The sequence below is a fragment of the Mesomycoplasma ovipneumoniae genome (assembly GCF_024758565.1).
Taxonomy (GTDB): Bacteria; Bacillota_I; Bacilli_A; order Mycoplasmatales; family Metamycoplasmataceae; genus Mesomycoplasma; species Mesomycoplasma ovipneumoniae_B.
Map to the genome: position 1 here is coordinate 962910 of NZ_CP079199.1, position 22043 is coordinate 984952.

Annotated in this window: 14 protein-coding genes; 8 read left to right on the forward strand and 6 right to left on the reverse strand. The window is 29.1% G+C overall.

What is annotated here, in order from left to right; translation table 4 throughout:
- Positions 1-56 precede the first annotated feature (56 nt).
- From KW512_RS03505 to mip, 8 genes are all read left to right on the forward strand, one after another.
- Positions 57-977 (forward strand): Cof-type HAD-IIB family hydrolase, encoded by a 921-nt coding sequence (locus tag KW512_RS03505; protein ID WP_258841409.1) that lies wholly within the window; start codon positions 57-59, stop codon positions 975-977.
- A 3-nt stretch (positions 978-980) separates the two neighbouring features.
- Entirely contained in the window at positions 981-2066 is a 1086-nt protein-coding gene (locus KW512_RS03510) for a nicotinate-nucleotide adenylyltransferase (RefSeq protein ID WP_258841410.1), read from the forward strand.
- Positions 2047-2706 (forward strand): 5'-methylthioadenosine nucleosidase, encoded by a 660-nt coding sequence (locus KW512_RS03515; protein WP_258841411.1) that lies wholly within the window; start codon positions 2047-2049, stop codon positions 2704-2706. The genes KW512_RS03510 and KW512_RS03515 overlap by 20 nt, the downstream gene beginning before the upstream one ends.
- A 483-nt stretch (positions 2707-3189) precedes the next feature.
- On the forward strand, positions 3190-5595 hold the full coding sequence (locus KW512_RS03520; RefSeq protein WP_258841412.1) for a S8 family serine peptidase: 2406 nt from the start codon (positions 3190-3192) through the stop codon (positions 5593-5595).
- Positions 5576-7009, forward strand: coding sequence for a hypothetical protein (locus tag KW512_RS03525; RefSeq protein WP_258841413.1), 1434 nt, complete (start codon positions 5576-5578; stop codon positions 7007-7009). Before KW512_RS03520 ends, KW512_RS03525 begins: the two co-directional genes overlap by 20 nt.
- Positions 7010-7011: 2 nt before the next feature.
- Complete coding sequence (locus KW512_RS03530) at positions 7012-8472, forward strand: hypothetical protein (protein ID WP_258841414.1); 1461 nt, start codon at positions 7012-7014, stop codon at positions 8470-8472.
- 933 nt (positions 8473-9405) lie between these two features.
- Positions 9406-11499 (forward strand): putative immunoglobulin-blocking virulence protein, encoded by a 2094-nt coding sequence (locus KW512_RS03535; RefSeq protein WP_258841415.1) that lies wholly within the window; start codon positions 9406-9408, stop codon positions 11497-11499.
- 1 nt (position 11500) lies between these two features.
- Entirely contained in the window at positions 11501-13891 is a 2391-nt protein-coding gene (gene mip, locus KW512_RS03540; RefSeq protein ID WP_258841416.1) for an Ig-specific serine endopeptidase MIP, read from the forward strand.
- 771 nt (positions 13892-14662) lie between these two features.
- On the opposite strand, the gene KW512_RS03545 is transcribed toward mip, so the two are convergent.
- From KW512_RS03545 to KW512_RS03580, 6 genes are read right to left on the reverse strand one after another with little or no spacing between them, the layout of a single operon-like run.
- Positions 14663-14830 carry a hypothetical protein gene (locus KW512_RS03545; RefSeq protein ID WP_258841417.1) on the reverse strand — a complete coding sequence of 56 codons (168 nt, stop codon included), beginning with the start codon at positions 14828-14830 and terminating at the stop codon, positions 14663-14665.
- A gap of 3 nt (positions 14831-14833) precedes the next feature.
- Positions 14834-15799, reverse strand: coding sequence for a carbohydrate ABC transporter permease (locus KW512_RS03550; RefSeq protein WP_258841419.1), 966 nt, complete (start codon positions 15797-15799; stop codon positions 14834-14836).
- The gene (locus tag KW512_RS03555) at positions 15762-16772 is read right to left on the reverse strand and encodes a carbohydrate ABC transporter permease (protein ID WP_258841420.1); all 1011 of its coding nucleotides are present in this window, start codon (positions 16770-16772) and stop codon (positions 15762-15764) included. Before KW512_RS03555 ends, KW512_RS03550 begins: the two co-directional genes overlap by 38 nt.
- Positions 16763-18949 carry an ATP-binding cassette domain-containing protein gene (locus KW512_RS03900; protein WP_309509541.1) on the reverse strand — a complete coding sequence of 729 codons (2187 nt, stop codon included), beginning with the start codon at positions 18947-18949 and terminating at the stop codon, positions 16763-16765. The genes KW512_RS03555 and KW512_RS03900 overlap by 10 nt, the downstream gene beginning before the upstream one ends.
- Position 18950: 1 nt before the next feature.
- Entirely contained in the window at positions 18951-19898 is a 948-nt protein-coding gene (locus KW512_RS03575) for a thermonuclease family protein (protein ID WP_258841421.1), read from the reverse strand.
- Between the two features lie 17 nt (positions 19899-19915).
- Positions 19916-22039 carry a P68 family surface lipoprotein gene (locus KW512_RS03580; protein ID WP_258841423.1) on the reverse strand — a complete coding sequence of 708 codons (2124 nt, stop codon included), beginning with the start codon at positions 22037-22039 and terminating at the stop codon, positions 19916-19918.
- Between the last annotated feature and the right edge of the window lie 4 nt (positions 22040-22043).

A 22043-nucleotide genomic window follows, 5' to 3' on the forward strand; every position in this document is an offset into this window, starting at 1 on the left:
AATTGTATCGGTATAAAATAATAATATCGAGTAAATTTATGGTATAATTTCACAAAATGAAAATCTCAAAAAATCGCTATCTTTTTGTTCTTGATCTTGATGGCACAGTTCTTTCTGATAGTGCAAATTCTGAAATTCATCCAGATACTGAATCAGAAATTAAACGCGCTGTTGAATTAGGACATGTTGTTTGCATTCTGACAGGAAGACCTTGAAGATCGACAAAACCAATATACGAAAAATTAGGTCTAAAAACAATTGTTGCTAATTTTAACGGCGCTTATATTCATAACCCAACTGACTCTGAATTTATTCCAACAATTAATTATATAAATTTAAATGACATTTTATATATAATGGGTGACAAACGAGTAAAAGCCGAAACCTCAAATTTTGCAATTGAAGGACCTGGATGAGCTAAAATTAAAAAACGCGATAAGCAATTAGAGCAAGTTTTTGGATTTGACCATATTAAAAATCTAAAGCCGGGTCTAAATTTCCATAAAATACCTTTAAAACCAACTTGTTTAATTCTTGATACAAAACCAACTACAAACATCAACGATTTTAAATCATATTTAGAGCGACGCTATGGTGATCTAGGTGAATTTTCGGCCTGATCAAAAGGAGAAAATCACACATACGTTTTTGATATGACCGCAATTGGGGTTAATAAATCTAAGGCAGTTTCAATGCTTTCGCGTTATTATAAAATTGACTTAGAAAATATAATTTCAATTGGTGATAGTTACAATGATATTGGTATGTTTGAAATTTCAACAATTTCTGTTGCAATGGCAAATTCGCCTCAGCAAGTAAAAAAGCATGCAACCGTTATTCTTAAAAAAACAAATAAAGAAGGCGGAGTTGGTGATTATATTCGCCGTTTTTTAAAAAATCCTACAAAAGAAATCGAAAAATCGAAAAAAGTTAAATATGTGCGTTCAGCAGTTACATTTGAAGCAACCGAGTATTAAAAAATGAAATTAGAAAAAATTGCAATTTATGGCGGTTCATTTAATCCCGTTCATAAAGCTCATATACAAATTGCAAAAAAAGCAATCGATTTTTTAAATTTAGATATGCTTTTTTTTGTACCAAATTACATAAATCCGTTAAAAAATAATAAAGAAAACAACATTGACCCCGCATTTCGTTTTGAAATGCTAAAATTAGTTCAAATTGAAAAAACACAAGTTTGTGATTATGAAATTAAAGCCAAAAAAATTAGCTATACAATTGAAACAGTAAATTATTTCAGACAAAAATATCCTAATGCAAAACTTTTTTTAATAATAGGTTCTGATAATCTTGCTTGTTTTAAAAAGTGGAAAAATTACAAGGAAATTCTTCAAAAAGTCCAACTTGTTGTTTTTAATCGCAAAAATTATCCTGATTTAGGAAATGTTAAACGTTATAATGCCTTAATTTTGCCAACCCAGCTGCCCAATTTTAGTTCTTCGCAAATAAGAAGTGGAAACTTTTTTGGCCTTGATCCAAAAGTAAATGCTTTTATTGGTGCTAATTTTTTATATGCTAATTCAATTCTTAAAGGTTTTCTTGGTAATTCTGACCGATTTATCCATTCAAAAAATACCGCCGAACTCTCTAATGAGTATGCTAAAATTTATGGACTAGATTCAAAACAAGCTTATTATGCTGGCTTATTTCATGATTTAACCAAAAAATGAACCAGACAAGAACATATTGATTTTCTTAAATCCCAAAAAATTGATGACAGAGATCTTCAAGACTATGAACTGCATCAACTTACAGCTTCAATTTGACTAAAAAATGTTTATTTACTACCTTTTGAGCAAATAATCCGCGCTATTTCTTGCCATACAACCCTTTGTTTTGAAATGTCATTGTTTGACAAAGTAATTTATGTAGCCGATAAATTAGCCCGCGGTCGTCGTTTTCCAGGTATTCAAAAATTACGCGCCTTAGCAAAACAAGATTTAAATAAAGCCTTTTGCCAACTTGTAAGAATGTCCAAAATTAAGCATGAAAATATGATAAACTCAACCAATCAGATGAAACTATATGAAAAACATCAAAATTAAAAGTGCTATTTTTTATGCTGATAAGCAAGAAGAAGTAAATTTAGAATTACTTGGGGCAAAATTTATAAAAAATGTTAGTGTTTTAGACCTAAATTTTCCAGTTTATGAATATAAAAATATTTATTTTTTTTATATTCATTCACAAATAGGCTTAATTAATTCAGCTATTTTTGCCCAAACAGTTGCAGTAAAATTTTTAATTACTAATATAATAAATTATGGCGCTTGTGGTGGAAGTTCATCAATTGATTTTTCAAAAATGAAAAATCAATTGATATTTCCCAAACGTTTTTATCTACTTGATGCAAAAACACCTTGATATCAGCCAGGCCAACTACCATTTGAACCTAAATTTTACGAGAATAATTTAATTGCTGCACAAAATTTTAATTTAGGCTCATCAAATAGTTTTATTTTTGAAGAAAATCAAGTAAAAGATTTTCAATTTGTTGATTTTTTTGATATGGAAGCATTTTCCTTTGCGCAAATAAGTGCCAAAAATAGCTTGAATTTTTATTGCATTAAATATCTGAGTGATAAAATTGGCCAAAATCTTGATATTTCCCAAGTTAATTTTAACATAAAACAAGGCGCTCAAGGCGCCGCTAAATATGCCTTAGGTCTTCTTGAGAAAATCTAAAAAATATTTGTTCACTATTATAAATTTGCAAAAACAGTTTGAAAATTAAATTATATTTTTTCAAACTGTTTTTTGTTCTAAAGTGGTGTAAAAACTGACAAATACTCCCGTTTTTTAGTGTGCATTAGATTAAATGCACAAGGTTTAAGGCTTTATTTTAGATTCTGCTATTTTTCTTTAACACCTATAATCAAGGTTTTAAGGTAAGAAAGTATTATAGTTTTTTGTTGAATGTATTAAATTTTTTTATATTTTAATATTAAAAAATTTAAAATTATTCATAAAAAATAAAGTCCAAAAAAATGCCTTGTTATTTAATTTTTTATTTTATTTTATTTTAATATTGAAATTACTATATTTCACTTTTATGATTTTTTCTAGTAAAACCTTAATAAAAATATAAATATTCATTATTTTTGATTTTCGTTGATTAAAATTTGTATAATATTTATATAAGGATAATTAGGAGGTTGCGCTATGAAAATGTCAAAAAATAAACTATTTAAGGTCTTCACTTTACTATCGTTTTTAGCAATACCAATTTTTTCAGGTCTTATTTCATCGACACTTTCATCAGAATCTAACAAAACTGGTAATTTTACAAATACTTTTGCTAATAAAATTAATTACGACAACAAATTATCAAAATCACAAGAAGATCTTACTGGTTTTAAGCAAAAAAATAAAAAAATATTTAGTAGAAAATCTAATCAAAAATTCACAGCTTTTTCATTACTAAAATCTAGTAATGTGGAAAATGTTTTAAATGCTGAAAATGTAGATATTAAAATATTTTTAGATTTAATTGATACAAACAATAATTCTTTAAGTGAGAATGTTGAATATTATCAAACTAAAAACAATGAATATTTAAAACAAATAACTTCGCTCTTTGAAGAAAATAATATAAAAATAAATAGTAGCTATGTAAGCAAATTGTCACCAATAATATGGATTAATATTAATTCACTCGCTGAAAAAAAATCCCTCGAATTATTAGAAAAACTAGATTTTGTTTCATTAGTAATTAATAATATAGAAAATACGACAAACCCAGATTCACTCCCGACTTATTCTGCTAAATCTTTAAACCAAGAAGCTAAACCCAAAATTTTTTACGATAACTTACACCATGCCGCCTACTATTATGCATATTTAAGAAATACCAAAGATTATTTTACAAAAGAAAAGGAAATAGTTGATTATAAGTCTACAAGAGATAATAAGTACGAAAAAGTCGGAGTAGTTGAAGTAGGTATGAGCGGCACCTATGATGAAAGCGATTGACTCAAAGCTCAAATTCCCAAATATTTGGTTAATTACTACAATATTGGTCGCGCTGATTCAAAAAAAACTAATGAAAATCAAAATGATCACGCCAGTTTGGTTTCTGGAATAATAGTAGGAAAGAGCGGATTTGCATTTAATACTGATTTGCATCTCGCAAATTTGGGTGAAGTAGGATCGTTTGATTCCCCTGTTTGAATGTCAATTTTTGAAAAACTAATAATTGAAAAAGGAGTTAGAGTAATAAACCATAGCTATGGATTTAATTTCATACATGAAAAAGACGTTGATGCTAATTTCAAAGATATCTATGGTAATAATTCTTCTCTGTTAAAAAACTCTGTCTCTCGATATATTGATCATCTTTATTATTTGGATTTCCTATCAAGAAAATATGGTGTTATAAATATTTTTGCTGCCGGAAATGAATATGATGATAGATTAAAAAAACATGATAATAGACTAATAAACAATAATAATCCTGATCCTGAAAAAGAATATGGTTACATATCTGGGTATGCTAATGCAATAAATTCTATTGTTGTTGGCTCTAGTTTTGGTACAAAAGAAAACTTCTATGCAAGTATTTTTAGTAATAGATTATTGCCAAAAGCTCTAAGAGACTTGCCTAAACCGCTCATAGTTGCCCCAGGCGAGAATATAGTTGGGCTATCTGATCAAAAATCACCAGAATCAGGAACTAGTTTTTCTGCGCCAATTGTAACCGGTATAGTCTCAACCATAATTGGTTCAAATCCTTATTTATTTAATGATAAAAATATTATTCCAGCAATAAAGAGTGTATTGTCTTCATCTGCGGTAGATAGCAAATTTGATTATAAAGGTATAAAGAATTTTGTTGAATCTACAAAAAAAGAAAATGAAAAACAAAACACATGGTCTTCGATTGATAATTACATAGAAGATTCTAGCAAAGCCCGATATTTGCAAAATTATGAAAATGAGCACGAATCTAAGCCAAATGGTTTTGATACAGCAGTTGGGGCAGGACAAATTAATTTCGCTAATATACAAAAGGCAATAGAAACTTTAAAAACTTTTTCTGTATCATTTCAAAACACTGATGAATATGTTTATGTATTACCAGAAATAAAATTAAATCAAGGAAAGAAAATAAAAGCTTCACTTGCTTGAGCTTTTAACGCAGGATTAACAAAACCCCTAGGTAAATATGAATCTCCCCTTAATACGTGGTACAATAATTTACTAACATTTGGTTTATCATATGTTGCTGATAAAATCATAGAATCAGCATATAATAAAGCTGTACAATCAAAATTTGAAAAAGAATATCATCCTAAACATCCTGATGAATGATTAAATAGAGAAACTCTCCTTAATAAACAAAAAAATAGATTGCTTAGTAATTATGATTTAAAATTGCAAAAAAAGGTGGGGAACAATTGGCAAAACATCGATTTAAATTCTGGTTCTTCAGGATCTTCGAACGTTGAGTTAATAAGATATTCAGCAGAAGAATCAGGGGTATACCGAATCCTGGTAAAGAAAACTAGTTCTTCTCTTTTTAAAGAATCGGTAGATGATAATTTGGCGGTTTCATATGTTATACAAGAAAATTAAAATATTTTTTATAGTAACTATGTTAGCAACTCCTTGGTTACTTCCTATAATTATTCTTGCAGTTCAAAATTTTTCTTTTGGACATAAAGCAAATTTTTCTAGTCAACATCCACAAAAACCTATTATTTGAGTCGATGATAGCGATGGTCTAATTAAATCAAATATTTTTTCATATAATCATTTACTAAGTATTGACAGCAAAAAAAGACCTTGAATTCAAAACTCTAAATGAAAAATGACTTTTCTACAAAATCCTGAAGAAATTCAAGAAATAGTAAAGAAATATTTATATTTTCAAGAACAAAATTTTGTCAATAATTGAAATGATAAAACAACTAAAAATTTAACAAGTTTTTTTGCTAATCAATATAATAATAAAAAGAATGAATTTAGCTTTAAAGAATTAAAATTAAATTCGTTTTCTGATAGATTTGACAATTTATTTTCTAATAATTTTTTAATAATCGAAGATTTTGACGATTATTTGGATTTTTTTAAAGAATTTGAAGACGAGCAAGAATTTGAAAGAAAAAATTTAAATAAAGATTTCTTTGATAATAACATATTTCTAGTTTATGTAAAAGACGAGACAAATGTTGTTCCTATTTTTAATAAAACAAGTCTAGAAACTAATTTATCACCAATAGGTCTAATTACCTATAAGAATCAAAATTTAATTATTTCAATAGATCAAAAATTTTCAAATTATTTAAAAGAAAATTCTTCTTCTACTAGTAAAACACGCGAAAGGTTCCGAATTTTCTATAAATCAATTCCTAAAAATTCTTATAATAAATCATATCCGCTATCTTCAATAAAAATTAACGATATAGAAGATTTGGTTTTGTATAATTCGCTAGACAAAACATCAGCAGAGTTTAGTAATTTTTTGGATTTTATTAATAAAAAAAACACAATTTTGTCAAGAAAAAATTTGAAAAAAAATAGATTTTATGCATCACAAATTGATAAAAACATATCTAATTTAAGTGAAAATAAAATATTTTCAAACTTTAGCGAAGTAAAAGACTTGATAAATAACAAAAATTTATTGAAAAATGAGCATTGAAAAAGCGAATTTCACCTATCAAATTTATTTATCCCCATAAAAACACAGGACAAAACATACAAATTTAATAGCTTCATCTTGCAAAAACAACAATTAAAAGAGATTTTTAAAGATGAAATAGTTTATTGAGAATTTGATAAAAATTCCAAAAAAGTTTTAATTTATACTTTAAATTACAAAGATATTTTCCAACAAGTTGCAAAACAACCTGAAAACTTTAATTTTGATAACTTGTTACAATTTGAAAAAATTGATATTGGTGATATTGATGTTCAAGAAATTGAAATAAAAAAATTGAATTCCATCGAAGATTTCAATAATTTATACAATAAAACAGTGGTGTAAGTATGAAACAAAAAGCAAAAAAAATTTTTTATAGTTCTTTGTTATTAACAAACTTTGTAGCTGCTGGGGTTGTTTCTACAATTTTGATCATTAATTATATAAGTCCTAAAAAATCACAAACACTTAGTTTTCAGGATGTGTCCGATGCTGAAAATAAATTTTTTACTAGCAACACTAAGCCTGAGGGTTTTTCTAATCCGGCAGACAATCATTGATTTACTTCGCAATATTGATCAGATTTGCTTCAAAAAAATCCAGAAAGAGCTAACCAATTACGGCAAAAATATCCATCTTTTGAAAACAACTTGTTCAAAAACTCCGATAACAATTTTCCCCTTATTAAATTAAGTAGCTTTTTTCGCTCTGAATTTAAGAAAAATAATGACACATTAGAATTTGACGATATAACTGATCAAGGCGTATGAAAAGATAAAAAAATTATTAATAATTTTGTGATTTTAAAAAACTACAATGACTTTTTTTCATTTTTTTCAAAGATAAAAAACGATAATTTTTACAAAAGAGTACTACAAACACCTGATTTTTTTGAAAAAAAGTCAATTATTGCTTATGTTCGACCAATCTGAAATTATCAAGATTTATCTTTTACATCAAAAGCTAAAAAACCATTTTTTAATCCAAATCATACTTTTTTTGAGCCAAATAATCCCGATAATGTTGGGATTATGTCGTTTGACTCAAAATTGGAAAAATTTTTTACTACCGGTCTTAAATATAACGAAATTATTGATCCTTTAATAGTTAATAATCCGGTTGTTTCGATTATTGATTCAGATTTTTATACTAAAAAATTTAATATTTATTACAAAATTATAGACAAATCTATTGGAAATAGTTTTAATCCTAAATTGGACATTCATATTAACAGAATCGAAGATCTTGTACTTTATAATAACATTGTTCGTGATAATGATTCTTCAAAATTCAAAGAATTTCTTTTAAAAAAACAGGAAATTTTAGATAAAAATAACCTAAAAAGCACAAGATTATATGCAAATTCAAACAAAAAACAACTAGAAAACCTAAAATTTTTTTCAACATTAGAAGAAACAAAAAACCTAATTGTATCAATGCAAGATTCAATAAATTCTGAATGAGGTGGTGCATTTGTTCCTTCAAAACTTTTTATTCCAACAGAAGATAATTCCGAAGTTTTTAATAAATTTATTTTAAAAAAACAAGATGCAAAAAAAATTTTTGATGACGAAATTTTGTATTGAAAAGTTGATGAACAAGCTAAAAAAATAAAAATTTACACTTTTAATTATAAGGATTTGTTCCCTAATTTTGCAACAGAACCTCAAAATTTTAAAATTGAAAATTTAGAAAAACTTGAAAAAATTGATATTGGAAATACAACAATAACGCAAATTGAATTTTCTAAAATTGAAACACTAGACCAATTCAATAATTTATATAATCAAATAATAACTGAGAAATAATATTAAAACCTTAATAATTAGAAAAAATTCAGACAACTAGTTTCTAGCTATGATTTTGACTTTGACTCTTGTTAATTTTTTCTAACATTTTATTTTGAAAAATCTGAAAAGATAATTTATCTCAAATAAAAACTTGGCCTTTTATTTGGCAAGCAATAGTTACATTTTCAAATTTTGACCTTCTAAGCTCCCAGTTTGATGGCAAAAATTCACTTTTAGTGAATATAAATATGCAAAAATACCTGTAAATCCGGGTTTTTAACAGTAAAACTTTAATTTTTATTAGTTCAAAATTAACCTTTTGCAAAAAAAAAAAAAAATACTTGGTACAAGAAAAAATTATGTTATAATAACACTCACTAAGAATCATTAATAAATTTTGATATTGAATTAGGGGGGATTAGTTATGTTTTTTGCATGATAAAATTAGAAAATGCGAATTATCCATTATATTTTTAAATATGATGGAATGCCTTAAATTTACCCGTTTAGAAATCTATAAATTTAGGGCTTTTAATTATTGTTCTTTCAAAACTTCACATATTTTTTTAGGCTCAATTTAAATAAAAACGAGTTTTCTATTTACATTGAGTTTAAATAGTAGTTGAATTTTTCTTTCATGAGTGTTAGATTTAAAATTTAGTGTTTTTTCTTGATAGTTATTTTTCCTGAGTTTGCCAAAAAGTTAAAAAAGTCCCTAAAACATGACACTTTTTTAAGATTATCTCATCAAACTGCGAAACTGGGATTTATTTTTGTCTTCAACTGTCGATTTGAATTGTTTCGTTTTGACACATTTTTAGAACAGCCTAAAACCAACATACTAATTTATAATTTATCTAATTAATTTATCTAATTTTACATTTTTTTGCATTGTCTCATTTTTTATAGTAAAATTTATCTCATGAACAATTAGAAAGGGTGACCCTGATTATGAGATTGAGCATTTTACCAAGAGTTTCAAAACGAAAACAAACAATTTTATTAGCAACAACTCCTGCAATAATTGCAACTTTAGTCATTGGATTGTCCCAACAATTAAATCCTTATACAGGTGAAATTCCTAGACCTCAAATAGTTTTTTCTCCCCAAGACAGAAATGAAATTCTGAAAGAACCAGAAAAACCAGTGCAAACTGAAATCGCAAAACCGGAAGTTACTAAAATAGATGTTCCCAAACCAGTAGAAGTAGAAACACCAAAACCAGAACCAAAACCAGTCACATCAACTCCTAAAAAAGCAATAATAGCACCGATAAATCAACCTAGAGTTGAACCTAGACCAATCCCTCGTGAGGAACCAAAAGTAATTAGTCCATCACAAACACAAGTAAATTCCAATCTTGAAAGATTAAAAGCAATTGCACTAGCGCGATATAGCCAAGCAATCGATAATTCAATCAAAGAAGCAAAAGCAAAAATTGCTGGATTTCAACAAGAAATTGACGAAATTAACCGTATTTATGACAACCATTTTGACGATCCGCGCTACAATCGTGATCTTAGATCAACTAAAGTTGAGTGAGAAAATTTTCGTATCCAAAAATTACGAACTTTTATTGGTTCAAATGCGCCTGCATATCAACTCGAGCGTACCCAAAGCGATCTAAAAATACTTGAGCAGTTAAAACAAACAAAAAAATCATTTAATCAAGAAGAAATTAAAATGCTTTTGCGCGGAATGTTGCCTTCTGTTGATTCACCCTATGTTTGGGGTTATGAAAATGAATCTGATAATCCTGTGCTAAATCGACTAAAAGAAGCAAATAAAAAACGGCTAATAAATATTCCCTCATGAGCTTCTCGGACTCCTGGAACAATTTCTGACCTTAGTTATGAAGGTTGAGACCGAAGTGATATTTCTAGTCAATTTAGCGGAATTGATAATTCACTAGGAAATTCAGTAAAAGTTTATAATTATACCCCTAATGATAAAAATGAGGACAGAGCAAGTCGTCAACCACTCAAAGTTATTGTCCTTGATGCTAATGACAATGATGCATTTAAAAAATTTCAGGAAATTTTAACAAAAGTAATCCAAAAAGATAATAAAATTCAAGCTATTGTTCTAAAAAATGTCGGCGATAAAAATTCAAACCAAAACGTTGAGAATATTTTAAGTTCAATTCCATCTTCTATTAAAAAGTTAACACTTTTCCTTGATAATTACAATGCAACAGCTAATTTACGTCCTTTAGAAAAAATCAAACTTGATGAACTTGAACTCTATTCAAATATTGATGCATTATCAGATAACTGGTCAATTAATCCAAATGCACTAAAAAACATTGACTATATTAGTTTTGATTATAATAATGCCGCAACTTTTCATAAAAATCATCCTAGTGAAAAAATACCTGGGTCAATTGTTTTTAGCACTTTAGCCTGAGATGCTCATGATACAATTCAAACTGTCGATGAAGGTCTTTCAATTGTTTTTGATTCAAAAGTTTATCAGCGAATTTTCCAAGGATCTCACGGTGGTAAAGGCGGTCGTCCTGTTAATCTTGATTTTTCACGAGCAAAAAACATCAAATCACTCAAAGGTTTAAGTCTTGAAAAATACGATAAAATCTGAAATGAACATGTTAAAAATTGAAAAGAAGATCCTTATGCAAAGGATGATTTTACCGGATTTCGTCCGATAAAATTTAAAAAGTTAATTTTTGGTCTTGATCAAGCCAACAATTTTGTTGCAAAATGAGACGATTTTAACGGCGGACAATTAAGTTCGCGATTAACCTTTGACGAACCAGGCGGAGCTCAAATTGAGTTTCGCGATAATAGCGGTGCCCAAACTTCAAGTCCAATAGCCATTTTTTTATCCGGAACGCCCAGCGGTGATGCGATAACCGAAATTAACGCTTTTATTAGAGCAGCAAATTCACGTAGTTTATTAGTAAATCATCTTTATGTTGAAAATGAATCAGTTTTAAAACAGGTTGGCTCACAAATTGGTTTTGTTCAAGTTTCAGTTAAAAGTGCTGGACAAAACAGCGTTGAATCTGGATTCTTAGGAGAAGTATAAAATGAAAATTAAATTTTTATTTCCACTTTTATCTGTTCCATTTTTTGCAATCGCTTGTGGTAGCAACCAACAGCAAAAACTACCTTCAGAACAAAATCAGCAAAGTCAAAAAAGCACTCAACCTGAAGAAAATTTTACAAATTCGCCTGAAACACAGTTAGTTTTACAAAAAATTGACGCAAATTTTGAATCACTTTTTGGTCAAAAATCAGAAAATGAGTTTAAAAAATTCATTTCCGAATCACAAAAGTCAGTTTTACAACTTATTGATAATAATGTTAAAGATTTAGGCAAAAAACAGGAAAAAATTAGTCAAATTAACAATATTTTTAGCGCTCTAGAAAAAATTGCAAAACAAACTCAATACGATCTTGAAGCTCAAAGATCAACAGCAACACTAACCTTAGGCGCGCTAAAAGATATTTTTAAAGAAGAAAAACCAGCCAATCAGCAGCCGCCTCAAAACCCCCAAAATCCTCAAACATCAGAAGAACGTGATAAAAAAATTGCTGAATTAATTAGTAATTCTCGTCCTTCTGGTCAAAATTTTAGTCGTTTTTCCAATGATGGCAAGCGCACAATTTTGGATCAATACGAAAATGATTTTCCCGAAAAAGAATGAGATTGGTATCGTATAAATTCAACTTTTAGCGGTGGTGGAATTGGTTTTGGATCTACAAGTGAACTTGAAAAAAGGCCCGAAAATTTTCCAAAACAAAAGCCTGAAACTATTGCAAAATTAAATCAAAAAGCAAAAGAATCAAACCAACCTTTATTTGAAAACGCACAATTTCGCCTTTTTTCCTTACCTGTTTTTGACGATAATGGAAATATAAATAAAATAAAATTCAATACTTATGAGGCAGGATTTAAAACACCGGCTTGATGAAAATCTAGCGAAAATTCTGACTATACTTTTGGTGGCCCAAATCGACTTGGTTTGCCAAGAAAAATTGTTTCTGAGGATTATAGGAAATTAATTCCAAATGTTGTTTCAATAAAAATCGAAAATTTAGTCGCACATGAAGCCCACCCAAGTCATAATAACAATCCATTAACGCGCACAAATTTTTCCTTTGGAACCTTAGGAATTTTAGACTACCAAATTCCGCAAAATTCATCCTATCCACTAAAATGATTCTTTTTAACTAATGCCCACGTGGCAAATAATTTGCAAATCGCCAACGATTTTGACAAAGATAAACATTATGGCCGTGATTTTTCAAATTATAATGATTCTGATCTTCGTTTAAATACACAAAGTATAACTCTTACAAAATTAAAACAAACCGTTCCTTTGAATACAATTTTGCCAACCTCTAGAGGAGCAAACTCTGAAGATGAGTATTATAACACAGTTAAACTTGATATCAAAGAAAACAATGGTAAAATTTACAATAACGGCTTAGAATCTCCAGAATTACCAGGACTTAACGACCAAACAAAAGTCCGCCAAAAACCAACCCAAAGTATGAATGTTAGAACTATTTTAATGGGCTCTGATGTTTTTAAATTCAAACCTAGCGATTTTAGTGATCAACAAGATCTCCAGAATGTTGATGAATTTCTTGATTTTGCAATTATTGAAATAAATTTCAATAATGAGGCCGAAGCTAAACAAATTACTGAAGAATTTTATAATAATCACAAGCAAAATTCGTTAAAAATTTCTGAATTTAATCCGTTTAATTCAGATCAATATTCAAATCTAGAAAAAACCCCTTTTTATAGTTTAGGCTACCCAGGTTCAAAAGGCGACCCTACTATTTCTCAAAACGATTATCCAACCGATTTTGCACTAAAAGATTACAGCGTTTCGCCTTGGATTAATAAAAATTTCCGTCTTTTTAATTCTAGAAACCAAAATGACCCTTTAATTAATGGCGGTTCGGAATTTGCTTGGTCAAGATCTTACCGCAGTTTTGTAAATATTCCCGGAATTAGCGATTATTTTATAACTGCACCAGTATTGGCTAAATCTTTTACAAAACTTGATTATTTTGACCAAACCGATAAAAAACGTAAATCCAAAAAATATTTAAATGGTGGTCTTGGAACTGTTATTGATAATTATACTGCAAGCGGTGGTTTGTCTGGTAGTCCTGTTTTCTTTAAAGATGGTCGACTTTATTCTGTTGTTTATGCCTCAGACTCGCAAGCTTCGGCAAATTTAACATTAAATTTGCGTTCTTATGGCTATGATTATAAAGGTTATTATGGCAAATATAATCTTCCTAAATATGATTTAATTTATGGCGATTCTTCTAGCGATGCTCAGCAACAAAAATCTTATTGAAAAGCCTTATCTGAACTTTATAAAAATGAAAGTGATTTTAAAACTAATTTATTTCCTGAAGGTCTAAGCAAACAAAAAGATGTTTTTGCAAAATAGCTTTAAAATAAAGCTATTCCCAAATCAAAAATATAAAGGCAATAAACAGATATTTTTGATTTGTGAAAACCCCTTTGAGTTTTAACCAAAGGGGTTTTTTATTATTTTAAAATTAGCCTTTTGAAAAAAAAAAAAAAAAATGTTTGGTCTAAAATAAAATTATGCTATAATAATCTTCACTAAGAATAAATTAATAAATTTTGATATTGAATTAAGGGGGAATCAGTTATGTTTTTTGTTTAAAAAAATTAGAAAATGCGAATTTTCCGTTATATTTTTAAATATGATGGAATGCCTTAAATTTGACCGTTTAGAAATCTACAAATTTATGGCTTTTAATTATTGTTCTTTCAAAACTTCATATATTTTTTTAGGCTCAATGTAAGTAAAAACGAGTTTTCTATTTACATTGAGTTTAAATAGTAGTTATATTTTTTTAGGATTTTTGCCAGTGTTTTGAACTAAAAAAGCAGTTTAAAAATCCATAATTTTGCTTTTTAAGTTAAAATTTCAGCTTTTTTAGTTTGCTTTATTTGATTAGTAACTAGATTTTTTCTATCGTGAGTGTTAGATTTAAAATTCTGTGTTTTTCCCTGATAGTTATTTTCCTTGAGTTTTTAGGCACTTTTTTAGATCTTATAAAATTAAATATTTATAGTTTTTATAAAATCCTGACCAGCAAGGATAAATTTTACTATTTAATAAAAGCAAAAATAAAAAAAATTCCAAACAATTAAATGTTTGGAATTGTTGTTTAAATTTGTACTTATTTTACAAAAAGCCGTCTAAAAATGCTTGCTGGAAAAAATAGATAATTGCTCAAAAAGTTAAAGCAGTAAAACCCAAACCAACAATAACTGAAGCTCAAACAAATGATGATTGTAATTTAAGTCCGATTTTTTCTTTATTTTTCTTAAAAAAAATTTTCAATTTAGTCATATTTTATCCTTTTACCGTTGATCCTTGGCGTGAGACTGCGCTCATTATTCGTTTACGAAAGACAAAATAAGCAATAAACATTGGTAGAATTGTTAAAATCGCACCGGCCATTCTGATGTTTTTAAAGTAGCCTCCCGGAATTTGGGCTGTTTCATCAGCAACCCCAACTTTTTGTAATAATCAAGTATTTAGTGTTGTTAAATCAGCCGAATTAGACTGTAATATTAAAAGTGGTCAAAGGGTTGAATTTCAAGCTGAAAAAGCAGTTAGAATTCCTACAGTTCAAATTGTTGGCGATATCATTGGGGTGGCTACCTTAAAGAAATATCTAATCCCAGAACAACCATCAACCATTGAGGCTTCTTTAATTCGATCAGGAATTTCTTCAAAAGCATTTCGAAACATAAAGCCGGAAAAAACAGAGGCAACAAATGGACTTGTTAGGGCAAAAATTGACTGAAAACCGTCATTTCAACCAAGCATTACCATAATTCGGTATTGTCCAATTAAAAGCGCAGTTTCAGGAAGAACTAAAATTGAAAGGAAAACAACTCAAGAAGCTTGTTTAAATTTTCACTTTCTTAGCGAAAAAGCATAGCCAAAAGTCATTGAGAAAAAAACTTTTGCAACCACAGAAATTAAAGTAACTAAAACGGTAATTCCAAGAGCGGCAAAGTAACCTGACTGGGCAGCTTTGACAAAATTATCCCAGGCAAAATGATTAGGTCAATAAACCGGAATCCGCGTGTCGAGAATTTGCTCTTCAGGTGAAAGTGAATAGACTAACATAAAATAAAAAGGAAAAACTATTAAAATTCCAAAAAAGAAAAGCACGATGAATTTGAGTAAAAAGCTTCAAATTGCACTTGTAATATTTCGGTTGCGAACTTGCGAATTAATGGACTCAGTTACTCTAGCAGTTTTTTTATCGCTAATATATTTTAGAATTTTTAATTTTATAATGAACATTTTTCTCCGTAATTTTGTCAGCTACTAAAAATATTGTGCTTAAAAACTTTTTGACAACAACTGAAAGGGCAATTCCAAAAACAAAAAGATAAATAGTTAGGGCACCAGCTTGGGCAAAGTTTGGTGTTCCGCGCACATTTTTGTAAATATACATCAGTAAAGTTGCGCCCCCATTACTAATTGCTTCAGTTTCGTTGGCAAAAATACCAATTGGAAAAACCTTAATTCCGCCGATAATTCCGATTGTAATTAAAAAGTTAATTGTTCTTGAAACTGAAGGTAAAGTAATTTTGAAAAATTGACGAACTGGGCTAGCACCATCAATTGCCGCTGCTTTATAAAGTGTTGGATTAACTGAAAGCATTGCGGTTGTTAAAATTAAAACTTCAAAAGCAAGACTTCTTCAAACTCCAGACATTAAAACAACTAAAAGAGCATTAAAAGATGAAGGATTTCCTGAATTTAGTCACCTTGTTGAAATACCAAAAAGACGGTTAATAAAGCCAGTTTCACTATCAAAAATATAGGCAAAAGCAACTGAAACGGCAATACCTGAGGTTACATAAGGTAAAAAAAAGACAGTCTGTCAAAATCCACGGGCATATTTTCGGTGTAGCGAAGCAATTGTTGAGGCAATAATTAAACTAATTATTAGTCCAAGAGGTAGTGCTGCTATTGAATAAATGACAGAATTTCGAATTGCAATATGAAAATTAGTATCAAGTGTAATTAAATCAACAAAATTATCAAAACCAAATCGCGTATTTCCGGCAATATTAGGGTTAATTTCGATACTTACAGACTTCGAAATTGAGTATAAAAATGGTAAAAAAGTAAAAATAAAAATAACTAAAATTGAAGGCAACAATATTAAAAAAGGCTTTCAAAATGGTTGTTTTTGGTCTAAAATTCCAAGTTCAAGATTAGTTTTTTTAATTCGCTTTTTTAGGAAATATCTACTAATTAAGTTCATTGGATTCGCTCCCTTGTTTGATAATCAAATAGATGTAATTTTCCTGATTTAATACTAAATTTGACAATTTCATCGATTTCATAGGCTGGTTTTTTACGCAAGATTATTGAAATTTGACCAATATTTTCAACATCAATTTTGGCAAGAATATCTTTTCCTAAATATTCAATCACGCTAATTCTGCCTTGAAAATTACCAGCTTCATTTTCGACTAAATCTTCAGCTCTAATTCCGACTCTTATTTTTTCATGCTCATAATCTTTTAGTAATTCAAAAATTATTTGATTATCAACAATGACACTTTTAGTTTCTTTGTCATAAAAAGCATCGAAAATATTCATCTCAGGCACACCTAAAAATGAAGCAACAAATTCATTTTTAGGATTATGATACAACTCAGTTGGAGTTCCAATTTGCTGAACATATCCAGTTGACATACAGATAATTCGATCCGAAATTGACATCGCCTCTTCTTGGTCGTGAGTAACAAAAACAGTTGTTATTCCGATTTCAGTTTGAATTTTTCGAATTCACTGACGAGTTTGGACTCTTAGTTTGGCATCTAAGTTTGAAAGTGGCTCGTCCATTAGTAAAATATCAGGATGTCGAACAATTCCACGGGCAATTGCGACTCTTTGTTGTTGTCCACCGGAGAGTTTTGTTGGTTTTTTAGCTAAATTTTTAGTTATTTCAACTTTTTCGGCTGTTCGTAAAACAGCACGATTTATTGCTTCTTTTATTGAAATATTATCATTTTGATACTCTTGATATTGCTTTAATTCTTGCTCGCTTAGTTTCGAAGTATTAAGGGAAAACTTATTAATTAAGTTTCTTTCATAGTCTAAAAACAGTTTTAAAGTTTCCTTTTTGTAAGTTTTTGATTTAGTTTTAAGCGATTTTAAAAGCAACAAATTCGGTGAATGACGAGTATTTGTCTCAAGAAATTTCTTTTTGGTTTCAAGGTAAGTTTGCTCAAGATTTGCAAGTTTTCCTGAATTTTTAATTTGATTTTTTTCGTTTTCAATTTCAGTTTTAAATCAAAGCTCTTTTTCTTTTTTTCGTTGATTAAAAGCCTCAATTTGTTCTTCATAATCTAATTTGATTGATTCAGCATCTTTTAGACTTGTTTTACTAGTAAAATTTTTATAACCTTGCTGAATTTTAGCCAGCTCTATTTTTGAATTACTAAGAAATTGTGCTTGCAATTTCTCAAGTTTTTCTAATTTTTCGTATAAAAGTGCTTTTTGTTCTAAAAAGTTTTGACGAGCCCTAACTAGTTCAGGAGCATTTTTTATTGCGTATTTTTCTTCCTGAATTTTGTTTTTATGAGCTTTTTTGTCAATTTTTGCTTGTTTTTTAATTTTGTCAACTTTTAATTTATAAGCTTTTCGAAAGGTGATTGCCTGTTGGATTGGACAAATTTCCCCTTCTTTTTTACCAAAAATTCTTTTCCAAAAAGCTCAAAAAATTGATGCAGACTTGCCTAATTTTAAGAAATCAATAGTTAAATTTTTTATTTCAGCTTGTTTGTGTGCCTCAATTAAAAAATAATCAGTTTGAAGTTGATTTAAATTGTGATAAATTTGTGCTTTAAGTTCATTATAATCATGTTCTAATTGACGGTAAATATCAAAATAATCAAATAGTTTATTTTTGTAAATTTCTAGATCTTCAAGTGAAGCACCATTTTTAGCCAAAACAATTGAATTAGCATTTACACGTGCAAGCATCGATTTTTCAATTGCTTTTTGCTTTCATCTTGGGTCATTATGCAAAGCAAAAGCAATGTTTCCAAAAACATTTAAATGCGGATAGAGCGCATAATTTTGGAAAACAAGACCAATTTTACGTTGCTGAGGTGATTTTCGGGTTACATCATCACCATTGAAAATAATTTGACCTGAAGTTGGATTCAAAAGACCAGCAATTGCATTTAAAATTGTAGTTTTTCCTGAACCAGAAGGTCCTAAAAGTGTAACAAGTTCACCTTTGTAAATTTTAATATTTGCACTGTCAACAGCAAGTGTTTCACCAAAGTCAATTGTTAGGTCCTTAATTTCAATTGCTGGAATTGAAAATTTTGATTTATAACGACTATTTGCGGCCTGCCGAATTTTTTTTAACTCGGATTCAAAGTTATTTTGTTCGATTTTTTTATTATCATCTGTTTTTTTCATGTTATTTATTATTTCCACTTTTTGTATCTTTTGAATTTTCTAACCTAAATTCATACCAGTCAACAACATTTCTATCTTTATTTGCTTCACCTAGAACTAAAAAATCAGAAATTTTTGCAAGACCTCGTGTTTTATAGATAGATTCAAGATTTTCGTTAAGCGAAGATATGTTTGAATCTTTTAATTTTTCATAAATTCCGAATTTTTTATTAATAGAATTCTCAACTGCTGCTGCTTGTTTGATTGAATTATAATAATAAATTGTAGTCTGGTTAGTTATTCCTGAAAATCCTGATTGCAAAGTTGGAACCGCAAGTCCTGCTTTTGTTATTTCAACTCCATAAGATTTATAAAATCCATTATGACCAAAAAATAAACTCCCAACATAACGATTAAAAGAGCGCGCTGGACCTGTTTTTGGATAAACAAAATAAACTTCTGTACCTACGGGCAACATTTTTGCGGCAAACTTAGTTGCTCGCTTGGCATATTCAGCCTCAAGTCCTTCGGTTTCTTTATAAGTTCCAGAAATGGACGTACCTACCTCTGGAGTGTCAATACTTTCAATTCTGACATTAAAAACAGGTTCAATTAGGACTTCGCCAACAGATTTTAAGGTTGCAGTATCGCCATCAGTCCATTTTTGAATTTGAACTTTTTGGAGGTTAAAAAATTTTGAATCAGGCAAAATATCATCTTTAAATTTGAGTTTATCTTCTTCAGTTCAAGAATAATTTGGATTAAGAAATTTTGCAATGTCTTTGGCATATTGACTATCTTGGTTTTGCAAATCAAGCTCAGGATTTTGCGAAAAATCTTCTATTTTATAGTATTTTTGGGCGTGAAAGTAACCTTGGGTGCCTTGATTTGTTGTGCAAGAAGCAATAAAAAAAGGGATAAAAGTAAAATTTATACTAGCAAAAAACAGCTTTAAAAAGTTTCTTTTCATAAGACAAATTTATCAGTTTATTTTTTTTCTCTAGCAAATTCAGGTCCTAAATTTTGACTCAAAGTGTTTAGAAAACTGTTAAAATCAGGAACAGTGCCATTGGCTGCCTTAAGTGATTGCATTTGTGCAACGGTTGAGTCTAAATTTGAACGAAATACAGAGGATCTAGCATCAGCATTATCATAAACAAGCGAATATTTAGCTTTAGATTGTTGATCATTAAAGCGACTAAATTGCTCGAGTGCTAATCTTTGACCTTTGTTTTTTGGTTTAGAAACATCGGTACTTAGGGTTGATTTTAGTGGTAATAAATATGAGGTTGCTTTTGAAAAATACTCAACAGGAGTTATTTTTCCGAAATTTCCACCAAAGTCAACTTCTTCAGTTAAGATCCAATTTACAAAAGCCTTAACAGCACGATCTTCTCTTTCATTTGCATGAATAAAAATCAAATCAGGACCTTGGGCAGCAACAGCGGTAATTTTTGAATTATTGTCAAACTTGTGTGGTGCTGCTAAAATATCCATTTCTTCTTCATTAAGTGAGCCAGAAGCCGATGCTTCTTCAATTCCATTATATCCAGTAATTACAATTGGCTTAAATTTTTCTGTTGCATCAAGAACTTTGTATGATCCTTCAATGATTCCAGAAGGAGTCTCATCTCGGTCAGTAAAATAAAACAACTCTTTATTCGGGTTTTGTTCTAAAAGACTTTTAATTTCAGCTAAAATTGGTTGCTTAATTTTAACGTTGCTTTTACCATCAATTGCTTTAACTGTAATTTCTTTTGAGATGTCTGCTAAATCTGATGCTTTAATTACTGCTGAAAATCTTGGAGAAAAAGGGGTGTAAATATGTCCAGCATTTTTAAAATTAAAACTTACTTTGTAATTTTTGGAGTTTGCTTTTATATAATTGTGGTGAAATCCGGCTGTTGATCCAATTGAAAAAAGTTGTTGATGATTACGGAAATAAGTTGAGTTATACTCACCAGGAGCTGTAAAATAAATTGACTTATCAGCCATTCCTTTGGAAAGTAGATCATAAATTTGCTTTAAATTTTTGTATCTGTCTGTCTCAGGTTTGTTGAAAAATGATGTATAACTAATAAGATTTGCTTTTCGATTTAAAACGGTAACTTCTTTTGATTTATCATTTTCTGACAAAGAACGTGAAAGCCCATAAATTAAAGTAGCTGCATTGTCAATTCCTAAAACTGATTTTGCCGCGGTTAGACTTGAACCTTCAAGTGCTTTTGGAAATGCTTTGACAATTCTTGAAGATAGTTTCTGTAAATCACTAAAGTTTTCAATATCAGATTTTTTAAACTCATAACCAGAAAGACCATCAGTGCTTGGCACGTATTCTTTTCAAAGTTTTTTAATTTCGGTAACATCTTCAGTTTTTTGCGCAGCTAATTTAGTAAATTCATCAAAAAAAGCTTTGTCTTCAGCTTTAATTTTTGCTGGATTTTGGTCACTCATTGCCTGTTGAATAATTCAGCCAAATAAAACTTTATTTACATATAAACCTTCAGAAGATTTTCCAAATGGAAGAGTATAGACTCCTTTTTCGTCAAGAAACGGAATTTCTGAGTTAATTTGTAAAAAGTCCTCAATTCCTTGCTCTTTTAGGAAATTTTTGGTATTTTTTTCATTTTCATCAGTTGGATCTTGATCTGATTTTAAATCAGAAACAATCGGAATTGCCATTGCATATTTATTTACAATTGCTAATAAAGATGAATAATTTGTAACAATATTGGGTAATTTAAGTCGATCTTTTGTTTCTAAAAAAGTGTTAATTGAATTAGAAGCTCCTGAATATCCCCCTTGAAAGTTTTGTTCTTTCATTTTTATAAAATCAGGTTTATCTTTTGCAGTTGTATTTCAAAGTTCAATAATTTTATTTAATGCTTTAATTTCATTTCCACTTGAAGAAAAATTGTGACCAAAAACTAACTCACCATCATCTTCGGTGTCAAATGAAAATGGTCTAACTCCATCTGAACCGACACCGCAAGAAGCCATAATTCCAATTGGTGCCAGTACTGATAAAGAAGATAAGAAAATCCGACTAATTTTCTTTGCTGTGTTATTTTTATGCCTTAATTTTGTACCTTTTTTAGTATGTGTGTTCATTTTT